The sequence below is a fragment of the Phascolarctobacterium succinatutens genome, from assembly GCF_023497905.1.
Classification (GTDB): domain Bacteria; phylum Bacillota; class Negativicutes; order Acidaminococcales; family Acidaminococcaceae; genus Phascolarctobacterium_A; species Phascolarctobacterium_A succinatutens.
The window spans coordinates 1,278,127-1,288,520 of record NZ_CP097284.1; the positions used below are offsets into that span (position 1 = coordinate 1,278,127).

The window sequence follows — 10,394 nt, forward strand, 5'->3', positions numbered from 1 at the left end:
AATTACTTCTTTCTGTCAGTCATCAGGCGAGTAATTTCACGTAACGGCTCTGCGTTCTCGCCAAACATTTCCAGACATTCCAAAGCCTCTGCCACAGTCTTTTCTGCCAACTCGTGTGCTGCCTGCAGGCCGTACAGTGTTACATAAGTAGATTTGTGGTTCTTGGCATCGCTGCCTACCGGCTTGCCAAGCTCCTCCTCAGTACCTTCGACATCAAGGATATCGTCGGTAATCTGGAAGGCAAGTCCCAGCAAATCAGCAAATTTGGTAAGAGCCAAAAGCTGCTGGTCATTAGCACCGGCCAGATGCGCACCGCCGCGAATAGCAGCAATAAAAAGCGCACCGGTCTTGCCCGCATGCAGTTTGCGCAGCTCCTCCGGCGTAATCTTTTTGCCTTCAAATTCCAAATCAAGGCCCTGGCCGCCAACCATACCGAAGTTACCGGCACACATAGCCATTTCGCGTACAGTTTCAATCAAAACTTTAGGATCAACATTCTTCTGTTCCAGCATTACCTCAAATGCCAAAGTGAGCAGGCCGTCACCGGCAAGCACTGCCATAGCTTCACCAAAAACCTTATGATTGGTCAGACGGCCGCGGCGATAATCATCGTCATCCATGCACGGCAGGTCATCGTGAATCAGAGAATAGGTGTGAATCATTTCCAGACCGCAAGCCACGGGCAAATAATTGTAGCCCTTGCTGCCCACAGCCTCTGCCGCAGCCATCAGCAGAATCGGACGAATGCGTTTACCGCCTGCCATCAGGCTGTATTCCATAGCTTCATCTACCTTGGAAATACCCTTTTTGGCAATTCTGTTCTTCAAATAGTTTTCTACCAGTTTTTGCTGGTTAGCATAATAAGCTTTAAAATCCATTATTTTACCTCCAAATCCTGGAATGTTTCTAATTTATAGCCAACGTCGTTACTGTCGGTAACAACGATTTTATCAACCTCCTGCTTCACTGTTTCCAGTCTGCTGCTGCAGACACGGCTCAGCTCCACACCGTATTTAAACACCTCCAGAGCCTTGTCCAAAGGCAGCTCGCCGCTTTCCAGAAGCTGTACCTGTGCTTCCAGCTCGCTTAAGGCATCTTCAAACTTAATGTTCTTTGCAATCTTTTTCGTTGCCATCCTTTACCGCCTTTCTACCTGCTGCACAACTGAGGTTATCACACCATCTGCTACTGTTGTCAGCAGCTCGTCGCCCCATCTGAGGTCATCAACACTGCTTACCAGCGTATAATCGGATTTTTGGCTCACTGAATAGCCTCGTCCCAAAACAGCCAGCGGACTGAGGCTATCCAGCCTTGCCGCCGCCAGCGCCAGCTTATGCTCATCCTGCTGCAGATGCAGCTCTAAGGCCTCACGCAGTCTGCGCGAAGCAGTATCAAGACGCTGCGCCTGGTCGGCAAAAAGCCTTTCCGGGTCACGCAACGCCCACGAATTAACTAAGTTGTCCAATCTGCGCTGCTGCTGCGTAAGCAAAGCCGACAACAGACTGCGCGCACGCTGCTCCAGATAGGCAACGCGTTGCTTATAGCCTTCAACATCAGCCACCACCAGCTCCGCGGCCTGCGACGGTGTCGCAGCCCTCACGTCGGCAGCAAAATCACACAGCGTAAAATCTGTTTCATGACCTACGGCGCTGACTACCGGGATTTTGGAGGCAGCCACCGCTTTTACAGTGATTTCCTCGTTAAAGGCCCACAAATCCTCGATAGAACCGCCGCCACGTCCCACAATCAGAACGTCTGCCAGCTTTTTGCGGTTAAAGAATTCTATAGCCGCGGCAATTTCCGCCGCAGCGCCCTCACCCTGCACCTTAACAGGATAAAGTAACAGCTTTATGCCCTGATTTCTCCTGCGTGACACTGTTATGACATCACGCACAGCGGCACCTGCAGGAGAGGTAATAATTCCCACGGTACGCGGATGCAGCGGCAGCTGCTGTTTACGCTCAGGCGCAAACAGGCCTGCACGCTCCAGCTTCTGCTTGAGCTTTTCGTAAGCCTGCATCAAATCGCCCACGCCCTGCTGCAGCAGTAAATCGGTATACAGCTGATAAACGCCGTCGCGTTCATAGACTGCCAAGCGCCCTACGGCAACAACAGTATCGCCGTTCTGCGGCTGAAAGCGCAGATTAACAGCCTTACTGCGGAACATTACGCATTTGAGCACCGCACCAGCATCCTTCAAAGTAAAATAGCAATGACCTGAAGGATATCGCTTAAAATTAGAGATTTCACCGACAACCTGCAGATTACGCAGCTCCGGCTCCTGCTCCAGTATATGCTTTATGAAATTATTTATTTCGCTTACCGAATAAACAGCTTCAGTCATTTTTCTTATGTAATCTCCAGGCAACAGCGGCACAGCCACTGGCATTATCACAGCTGAAGCGGCCTTCAGGCACCCACAGGCGCACACGGCGCTTCGCCAGCTTTTCTTCAACATGCTTGCGGATGTACTTGTTGGAGCCGACGCCGCCAACCAAAATAACATCTCGCACACCATATGCCGCTGCACCGTTGCGCAGCAGACGGGCAAAGGTTTCCGCCAGCGTATGCTCCACACCCAAGGCCAGAGAGGCAGCATTTGCCCCCGCCTCCAGCTTGCGCATAGCGGCAGTTGCAGGTCCCGATAAGCTCACATCCAGCTTACGCACGGACACCGGCAGCTCCAGCGGTTTCTCCGCCTGTTCTGCAAGCTGCTCCAGTGCCGGACCTGTCGGAAACTGCAGTCCCAACGCCACACCGATGCGGTCAACAAACTGACCGGCGTGCAAATCGAGGCTGCCGCCAACCTGCGTCAGGTTATAACGGCTGTCTTCACGGCGTTCGCACAGCAGCAAATCGGTAGTACCGCCGCTGGCATGCAGCAGCAAAAAGCGCTCCGCCTGCGGACCGCCTGCCGACCAAAGACCGGCCTCCAAATGATTTTCCTGGTGGCTGATGACCTCCAACGGCACCTTATAGGCAGCCGCCAGGCTGCGAGCAACGCTCATGCCGGCAAGAAACGCCGGCATATAGGAGTCCGCAAGCGGACGCGGATAACCGCTGACACCAATCGCTGCCAAGGTGCAGTCCTTATCGGCAAACACCTCCTCCACCAAGCGCGGCAGATTGCGTGTATGCTGAAAAACCATCTCGGACTGCTGCAGGCCGCAGCGTCCCGGCTTAACGCTTAAAATCTGTCTGGCCTCGGCAAGCAGGCTGCCATCCTCCGCCAAAAGAGCGGCAGAGGTAGTATAACAGCTGGTATCAATGCCTAAATAAACCTTTTGGCTCATTTTCTTGCCAGCTTACCTAAAACACCGTTAATAAAGCGCGGAGATTCTTCGGTTCCATAAGCCTTGGCAATCTCCACTGCCTCATTGATAGCAACACCTGCAGCCAGGGCAGGCTTTTCATGGCGCATTTCAAAAACTGCTACGCGCAGGATATTTCTGTCGGTAGCAGGCATACGCTCTACTGTCCAGTCGGTTGCACAGCTGTTCAAAGTCGCATCAATAGCTTCTTTGTTTTCTACAACACCGTTAACAAGCACCATAGAATACTTCTTAACATAGTTTCTGGCACTTGCTGCCCCCAGCTCCTTATGCTGGTCCAAAGCCTTGTCTACCGCAGCCTCCGGATGCAGCTCCTCATGCTCATCTAAAGCTGCGTCAACAGCCTGTTCTACCTCATTACCGGTAAAGTCTATTTGGAATAACGCCTGTAAGGCAACCTCTCTTGCAAGTCTACGAATCATTTGCACACTCTCCTTGTATAAAAAATTTTAATAAATATCTTGTATGATGATGTATTCAGATTAGGCAGATGGTGCCTTATCTTTTGCCGCCACCGCCGTTATCTGTGATAGCCGGGAGGCAACAACCTATCCAACCACTCCAGCAAATCCTCTTTCTTATCCAGCTTGTTGCCGATAAAAAAGCCCAAGCCGATGCAGATCATCAGAAACAGTGCCTGAAAAAATCCCAGCCACAGCACAACCACGCCAATAAACAGGCCAAACACCGAGCAAAGCAGACGGCCGCGATAATTATTCCAGATATCATTAAGAATATCGTTAAACATAGCTTCTGCCTCCTATTCTTCCTTTGCTTTAATCTGTTTGAAGAACAGCTCTATTTCCTTAACCTCAATGCCGGTAACCTTTTTGATGGTTTCACGGACGTTGTTCTTAATCTCACCGGAGGTTTCCGGAATATTTATTCCGGGTTCAATCGAAGCATTAATGCGCACATCAATGCATTGATCCTCCAGCTTCACTATAACCTTTACATGATGGATGCCGTATATTTCCTGCGACAGAACAGCAATATAATCCTCCAATGCGCCCTTGCCTACAAGCACCTTGCCCTTATCGCTGTCACTCAGCTTCAGCGAGCTTACGCCCGTCAGTCCCAGGCCGGTGATAAGCAGGCGTACGCTCACCAGCAGCATAATCACGCCGCCGACAGCATAAACCCAGTTGCCCGGGATATGGCTGATAAACGCTACCATACCGGTATCAGAGAAAACGCCCAGGCTGCACAGCAGCGTCAGCACTGAAGCTACCGTCATCAATATCGTATACAGCGTCAGGATAATTCTATCCGCAATACCCATAACAGTTAATCCTCCTCTAAAAACTTCCTATGCTTTTCATCCATGTCTTCCTCCGGCGGCAGCTCAAAATCATGGTTATCATGGAGATTAACCAACTGCTGCTCAAAGGAATTGGCCTCCGTTGCTTCCGCACGCTTAGCCTGCGCCTGCAAAATCTCTGCCATATCTACATCAGATGAGCTTTCCTTTTCCAGCTCGCTTTCACGCCTCTTGGCCACGCCTTCGACATTGACATCGACAAACTGCACCTCGTAACCGGTCATAGCCTCAATGGCATCTTTAACCTTTTCCTGCACCTCCAAAGCAATCTCCGGAATGCAGCAGCCGTATTCAATAACAATATACACACTGGCATTTACCGTCTTGCCTTCAAAATGCAAATGTACGCCCTTAGAAGCGTTCTCCTTGCCCAAGAAGCGGTTAATGCCATCTGTCAGGCCACCGCTCATGCCTACAACTCCCGGCACCTCCTGCGCCGCCAGGCTGGCAACGATACAGATAACCTCGTCGGCAATACGTATATCACCATATTCTTCCTTGTCCTGTGTTTCCGCTGCTTCGGCAGCAGCTTCAGCGGCTTCTGCAGCCTTGGCCCTGATAGTGTCCTTTATATTTTTTTCTTCCATATCCGGCACCTCCTGCTCGCTTACGTGCCGGCAAAAGCGCGACAGCGTAATGAAGACAGTTATACATTATTATCTTCTTATTATAACACATTTTATACAATCCGTATGCATAAAATGTATAAAAAATAAGTGCTAAAAATGTATATGATAAGATTCTGTTTTTTCAATCGCTGTATCTGAACAAGGCAGGCCAAACAGAGAAATTAGCTCCTTATACGCAATATAAAACACCCTACGCACTGCCAACGGCAATACGCAGGGTGTTTTCATTTGCTTATACAAAGCTTATGCAAAATCCTTGTAGATACCTTCCTCACGGCGTCTGGTTGCCGTTTTGGAAACGTAGGTACCATGAACAATATTGGTAAGCTTCTTCTTCGCTAAAATCTTTTGGATGTAATCAAGATGCGGGCAAGGCGGCTTATGCGAATTATCCGATACCATGCAGGTAGAAAGATGCACGCAAATCTCTTGTCCATCCTCTTTAAAGCGGCGCAGGCGCTTCGCCAGGTTCTCCAGCTTAACCGTCAGCGCACCGCCGGAGCAGCCACCGCAGGTGAAGCTCATGTAATGCGTATCCTCTGGATAACCGGCAAACTTACCCTCGCGACTGTAAAAAGCGTGCGTACAGTTGTAGCCGCAACAACGCTGCTGCACCGTATCACACTGGATAATTACTACTAGCTTGCTCATCTTATCATGCCTGCTGCTTTTAAAGCTGCATCAAGCTTAGCCTCAGCGGCAGCGCTGATAGGAGTCAGCGGCAGACGCGGAGCACCTGCTTCAATACCGGTAACCTTGGTAACGGCAGCCTTAATAGGAATCGGGTTGCTTTCTATGAACATAGCCTTAGCCAGCGGTACCATAACCTTGTTGAGGTCAGCGGCATCCTTAACGCGACCTTCGCTGTAAGCCTGCATCAATTGCTGCAGCAGGTTGCCGTTAACATTGGCCAGAACGGAAATCAGACCGCAGGCACCAACGGACATGAACGGCAGAATCAGGCCGTCATCACCGCTGTAAATGGAGAAATCTTCCGGCAGTACACGATACAGCTCTGCAGTCTGTGCTACATTGCCTGCTGCCTCTTTGATAGCCACAATGTTGCTGAAATCTGCTGCCAGACGTGCAACAGTTTCCGGAGCAATGTTGCCGCCGGTACGTCCCGGAACATTATAAACGATAATCGGCAGCTTAGTAGCCTTTGCTACGGCTGCAAAATGCTGATAATAGCCTTCCTGAGTCGGTTTGTTGTAGTAAGGTCCGACTACGAGCACGCCGTCTACACCGCAGGCTTCCATTTTCTTAACCAAATCAATAGTGCTGGCAGTACAGTTGGTGCCTGCACCGGCAACAATCTTGGCACGGCCGTTGACACGAGCAACGATGGTCTGCATGAATTTAATTTTTTCATCCATGTCCATGGTTGCAGCTTCACCGGTAGAGCCTTCTACTACCAGGCCGTCACTGCCGTTAGCGAGCAGCCAGTCAGCAAAATCTGCACCGGCTGCATAATTAACGCTGCCATCAGCGTTGAACGGCGTAACCATTGCCGTTAATAATCTGCCAAAATACGGTTTTTTCATTGTAATTCCACCTCTTAAAACTAATAGAAACTAAAATTCTCTATGATATATTGCTTATTATCTAAATGATTTTATATTTTTTACGACGTACTAACAGTACGTCGAGGAAACACAACAACGCAGACGGTGCTTTATACACAGACTATAACTTGAAGGCTTCGTGGAGCGCCTTCACCGCCTCCACCAAATGCTCCTCTTTAACAATCGCGGAAATCGTAGTATCGCTGTCCACAGTCTGCAGAATAGCAATATTATGGCTGGCAAGCGCACTTACAAAGGTAGCCATAATGCCAGGCACACCACGCATAGCGCTGCCGACAACGGAAACCTTGCCGCAGCCTTCGTTCAGCGTATATTTAAAGCCGCTTTCATTAAGCACCTTGCAGGTGTGCTCTACGTCCGGAGAGAATACGGCAAACATTGCTTCCTTCTCCGACAGGTTCAGGCAGCCTACGCTGATGCCTGCATCCGCCAAATCTTCGAACAGATTACGGCCTGCAGTAATATCCTGCGGGTTCAGGTCAATGCGGAATTGTGCCAGATCATTAAGATGAGCTACACCGCTGGCGCAGGATTCGTTAATCGCAATTTCGCCACCGTTACCCTGACCGATGCGTTCGCTGGTAATCAGAGTGCCGGGAGCATCGCTGAAGGTGGATTTAACATACATAGGAATATTGCTGCCCATGGCAATTTCAACGGCACGCGGATGAATAACCTTAGCACCGTTCTGCGCCATCTGGCAAACCTCAGCATAGGAAATCTGCTGCAGAATATTAGCCTTCTCGACAATACGCGGGTCAGCAGTCATGATGCCCTCAACGTCTGTATAGATTTCCACAAAATCAGCCTTGAGTGCAGCGCCCAGTGCAGCAGCAGAAGTGTCGCTGCCGCCGCGACCCAAGGTCGTAAATTTATAGTTATTTTCCGTCATACCCTGGAAGCCGCAGACAACCGGAATGATGCCTGCCTCCAACAAACGGATAAGACTGGAAGTATTGATATTTTTGATACGTGCTGCCCCAAACTGGGAATCGGTAATGATACCTGCCTGGCCGCCGGTAAGCGCCATAGCGTTAATGCCGAATTTTTGCAGGGTTGCCGCCATTACGCAGGAGGAAATGATTTCGCCGCAGCACATCATCATATCCATCTCACGCACATTAACGGAAAGGTTAACGTCCTTCAGTGCGCCGATAAGCGTATCGGTTGCGTAGGGAGCGCCCTTGCGTCCCATAGCTGAAACTACGACTACCGGGGAGTAACCGTTGCGGATAGCCTGCTGTACCTTGTTTTTAACTGCAACGCGGGCTTCCTCACTCGCGACGGAGGTGCCGCCGAATTTCTGCACAATGATTTTCATGTAAATTGCTCCTCATCTGTTTAAATTAAAATGCAAAATGTACCGGATGCCGGAAAGGCTGCGGCGTACAAGCTGTACGCCGTTTAGTCTTTACACCGCAGAGGTGCATTATTATTTTTCTAACCAGCCGTTTTTAATCATAACCTCAGCAATCTGCAGCGTGTTCAGCGCAGCGCCCTTGCGGATCTGGTCGCCTACTACCCACAGGTTAAAGGTGTTCGGATTGGACTCATCGCGGCGCAGACGGCCAACGAAGCAGTCATATTTTTCCGAGGTATATAAAGGCATCGGATAAATCTGATTGGACGGATCATCCATCATCTGAATTCCGGGGAAAGCGTTGATTGCAGCTGCCATATCCTTCAGCTCCAAATCATGCTCAAACTCAATGTTTACCGATTCGCTGTGGCTGCGGTATACAGGCACACGCACGGTAGTAGCAGTGATGCGCATTTCGTCATCATGCATAATTTTTCTGGTTTCGTTGATCATCTTCATCTCTTCTTTGGTGTAAAGATTATCAAGGAAAACATCAATCTGCGGAATCAGGTTAAACGCAATCGGATAATGCTTCGGCAGGCTTGCGGACGGAAGAATGTGTGCCTCCATCTCACGGCCCTCGCTGTAAGCCTTGGTCTGATCGGTGAGCTCGTCAATGCCCTCCTTACCGGCGCCGGAAACAGCCTGATAGGTAGAAACGACGATACGTTTAATGCGTGCCAGGTCATACAGCGGCTTCAATGCCATAACCATAATAATGGTAGAGCAGTTAGGGTTGGCAATAATGCCCTTGTGCTTCAGGATGTCCTCGGGGTTAACCTCCGGCACAACCAGCGGCACTTTGGGGTCCATACGGAAGGTGCTGGAGTTATCAATAACAACGGCACCGGCTTTCACAGCGTAAGGAGCAAATTCCTTGGAAACGCTACCGCCTGCGAACAAAGCAATATCAATGCCCTCGAAGGAGTCCTTGGTGGCCTCCTGCACAGTATATGTTTTGCCCATAAATTCAATCTGCTTGCCTGCGCTGCGCTTGGAAGCCAGCAGACGCAGTTCTGCAAATGGGAAGTTTCTTTCTTCAATAAGCTTCAGAAATTCAGTACCAACAGCACCGGTAGCGCCTAAAATAGCAACGTTATACTTTTTCATAAAATTCTCCCCCTCACTATTTAGAGTAATTTATCTAAGCCGTATACCAGGCCTGCTTGATCAACAATTTTGCGGCAGCCAAGCGCAACGCCCGGCATGTAGCATTCGCGGTTAATCGGGTCGGTGCTGATTTTCAAAGTTTCGCCCTGACCGCCGAAGATAACCTCCTGGGAAGCAACGTAACCCGGCAAGCGGACACTGTGAATCTTCATGCCCTCGTAATCCGCACCGCGCGCACCTGCCATGGTTTCCTTTTCATCAGGATTACCCTGATGCATAGCCTTGCGCACCTCAGCAATTTTTTGTGCGGTGATAATTGCAGTACCGCTGGGAGCATCCAGCTTGTTATCGTGATGCTTCTCGATAATTTCCACATGCGGGAAATATTTGGCAGCCTCACACGCCAGCTTCATCATAACAACTGCACCAAGCGCAAAGTTCGGAGCAATCAGCAGGCTGGTGTTATGCTTGCGTGCCAGCTCATCAACCTCTTTTAAATCTGCATCGCTGAAGCCTGTAGTGCCTACTACAGCATGCACGCCAAGCGGCAGCATTTTGCGCAGGTTACCCATAACAACATCAGGACGGGTGAAGTCAACAACAACGTCCGGTTTGGCAGCCTCAATCGCAGCAACCAGGTCAGTAGTTACCTTAACACCGTCACCCAGAGGCACGGTGCCTTCCTTAATATCTACAGCACCGACAAGCTCCAAATCAGCTTCGCTATATACCTTTTTACATACCTCGCTGCCCATGCGGCCCAGCGCGCCATTTACCAAAACACGAATCATGTCGTTCACTCCTTAATCATAAAAATAACCGTTGAGATATTTCCTTTGGATTCTATCTCAACGGTTAGCATGCTAAATAATATTCACACCCATAGCCGAGATAGCCCTCCGCTGCAAATGCAGCGACAGTCCGGCAGCTTTCACTGACGGCCCAGCACAACGACACGGCTGCCATTGCACTTCGGCGTTAGCCCTTTTGTGATGCTTCTCAGCTCCCGCTCCACAACCTACTCATGCTTTCCGCGCCTCTATCTTAATGGTTTGC

At 49.9% G+C, this 10,394-nt stretch carries 13 protein-coding genes and 1 riboswitch; all 13 genes read right to left on the reverse strand.

Going from position 1 to position 10,394, the window contains the following annotated elements; translation table 11 throughout:
* Window positions 1–2: 2 nt before the first annotated feature.
* The 13 genes from M5E81_RS06040 to dapB all read right to left on the reverse strand — a co-directional run bounded on the left by M5E81_RS06040 (window position 3) and on the right by dapB (window position 10,129).
* On the reverse strand, window positions 3–878 hold the full coding sequence (locus M5E81_RS06040) for a polyprenyl synthetase family protein (protein WP_009145018.1): 876 nt from the start codon (window positions 876–878) through the stop codon (window positions 3–5).
* A complete protein-coding gene (gene xseB, locus M5E81_RS06045; RefSeq protein WP_009145019.1) occupies window positions 878–1,135 on the reverse strand; it encodes an exodeoxyribonuclease VII small subunit in 258 nt (85 codons plus the stop codon). The genes M5E81_RS06040 and xseB overlap by 1 nt, the downstream gene beginning before the upstream one ends.
* Before the next feature lie 3 nt (window positions 1,136–1,138).
* Window positions 1,139–2,344 (reverse strand): exodeoxyribonuclease VII large subunit, encoded by a 1,206-nt coding sequence (gene xseA, locus M5E81_RS06050; protein WP_249747033.1) that lies wholly within the window; start codon window positions 2,342–2,344, stop codon window positions 1,139–1,141.
* Window positions 2,337–3,293, reverse strand: a complete 957-nt coding sequence (locus M5E81_RS06055) for a Kae1-like domain-containing protein (RefSeq protein ID WP_009145021.1) — start codon at window positions 3,291–3,293, stop codon at window positions 2,337–2,339. The genes xseA and M5E81_RS06055 overlap by 8 nt, the downstream gene beginning before the upstream one ends.
* On the reverse strand, window positions 3,290–3,754 hold the full coding sequence (nusB, locus tag M5E81_RS06060) for a transcription antitermination factor NusB (RefSeq protein ID WP_009145022.1): 465 nt from the start codon (window positions 3,752–3,754) through the stop codon (window positions 3,290–3,292). Before nusB ends, M5E81_RS06055 begins: the two co-directional genes overlap by 4 nt.
* Window positions 3,755–3,852: 98 nt before the next feature.
* The gene (locus tag M5E81_RS06065) at window positions 3,853–4,080 is read right to left on the reverse strand and encodes a DUF2273 domain-containing protein (RefSeq protein WP_009145023.1); all 228 of its coding nucleotides are present in this window, start codon (window positions 4,078–4,080) and stop codon (window positions 3,853–3,855) included.
* A 12-nt stretch (window positions 4,081–4,092) separates the two neighbouring features.
* Window positions 4,093–4,614 carry an alkaline shock response membrane anchor protein AmaP gene (amaP, locus tag M5E81_RS06070; RefSeq protein ID WP_210684369.1) on the reverse strand — a complete coding sequence of 174 codons (522 nt, stop codon included), beginning with the start codon at window positions 4,612–4,614 and terminating at the stop codon, window positions 4,093–4,095.
* A 5-nt stretch (window positions 4,615–4,619) separates the two neighbouring features.
* Entirely contained in the window at window positions 4,620–5,240 is a 621-nt protein-coding gene (locus M5E81_RS06075; RefSeq protein WP_009145025.1) for an Asp23/Gls24 family envelope stress response protein, read from the reverse strand.
* Between the two features lie 285 nt (window positions 5,241–5,525).
* A complete protein-coding gene (locus M5E81_RS06080; RefSeq protein WP_009145027.1) occupies window positions 5,526–5,933 on the reverse strand; it encodes a CGGC domain-containing protein in 408 nt (135 codons plus the stop codon).
* On the reverse strand, window positions 5,930–6,826 hold the full coding sequence (gene dapA / locus M5E81_RS06085; RefSeq protein WP_009145028.1) for a 4-hydroxy-tetrahydrodipicolinate synthase: 897 nt from the start codon (window positions 6,824–6,826) through the stop codon (window positions 5,930–5,932). Before dapA ends, M5E81_RS06080 begins: the two co-directional genes overlap by 4 nt.
* A 142-nt stretch (window positions 6,827–6,968) precedes the next feature.
* Entirely contained in the window at window positions 6,969–8,189 is a 1,221-nt protein-coding gene (gene dapG / locus M5E81_RS06090) for an aspartate kinase (RefSeq protein WP_009145029.1), read from the reverse strand.
* Between the two features lie 111 nt (window positions 8,190–8,300).
* On the reverse strand, window positions 8,301–9,338 hold the full coding sequence (locus tag M5E81_RS06095) for an aspartate-semialdehyde dehydrogenase (protein WP_249747034.1): 1,038 nt from the start codon (window positions 9,336–9,338) through the stop codon (window positions 8,301–8,303).
* Window positions 9,339–9,358: 20 nt separating this feature from the next.
* Complete coding sequence (dapB, locus tag M5E81_RS06100; protein WP_009145031.1) at window positions 9,359–10,129, reverse strand: 4-hydroxy-tetrahydrodipicolinate reductase; 771 nt, start codon at window positions 10,127–10,129, stop codon at window positions 9,359–9,361.
* A gap of 93 nt (window positions 10,130–10,222) precedes the next feature.
* Window positions 10,223–10,388, reverse strand: a riboswitch (Lysine riboswitch).
* Window positions 10,389–10,394 lie beyond the last annotated feature (6 nt).

Coding starts and splice junctions, on each gene's coding strand:
- M5E81_RS06040 (WP_009145018.1), bottom strand. CDS start 878: ATGGATTTTAAAGCTTATTATGCTAACCAGCAAAAACTGGTAGAAAAC.
- xseB (WP_009145019.1), bottom strand. CDS start 1,135: ATGGCAACGAAAAAGATTGCAAAGAACATTAAGTTTGAAGATGCCTTA.
- amaP (WP_210684369.1), bottom strand. CDS start 4,614: ATGGGTATTGCGGATAGAATTATCCTGACGCTGTATACGATATTGATG.
- M5E81_RS06065 (WP_009145023.1), bottom strand. CDS start 4,080: ATGTTTAACGATATTCTTAATGATATCTGGAATAATTATCGCGGCCGT.
- M5E81_RS06075 (WP_009145025.1), bottom strand. CDS start 5,240: ATGGAAGAAAAAAATATAAAGGACACTATCAGGGCCAAGGCTGCAGAA.
- M5E81_RS06080 (WP_009145027.1), bottom strand. CDS start 5,933: ATGAGCAAGCTAGTAGTAATTATCCAGTGTGATACGGTGCAGCAGCGT.
- dapA (WP_009145028.1), bottom strand. CDS start 6,826: ATGAAAAAACCGTATTTTGGCAGATTATTAACGGCAATGGTTACGCCG.
- dapG (WP_009145029.1), bottom strand. CDS start 8,189: ATGAAAATCATTGTGCAGAAATTCGGCGGCACCTCCGTCGCGAGTGAG.
- dapB (WP_009145031.1), bottom strand. CDS start 10,129: ATGATTCGTGTTTTGGTAAATGGCGCGCTGGGCCGCATGGGCAGCGAG.
- xseA (WP_249747033.1), bottom strand. CDS start 2,344: ATGACTGAAGCTGTTTATTCGGTAAGCGAAATAAATAATTTCATAAAG.
- M5E81_RS06095 (WP_249747034.1), bottom strand. CDS start 9,338: ATGAAAAAGTATAACGTTGCTATTTTAGGCGCTACCGGTGCTGTTGGT.
- nusB (WP_009145022.1), bottom strand. CDS start 3,754: ATGATTCGTAGACTTGCAAGAGAGGTTGCCTTACAGGCGTTATTCCAA.
- M5E81_RS06055 (WP_009145021.1), bottom strand. CDS start 3,293: ATGAGCCAAAAGGTTTATTTAGGCATTGATACCAGCTGTTATACTACC.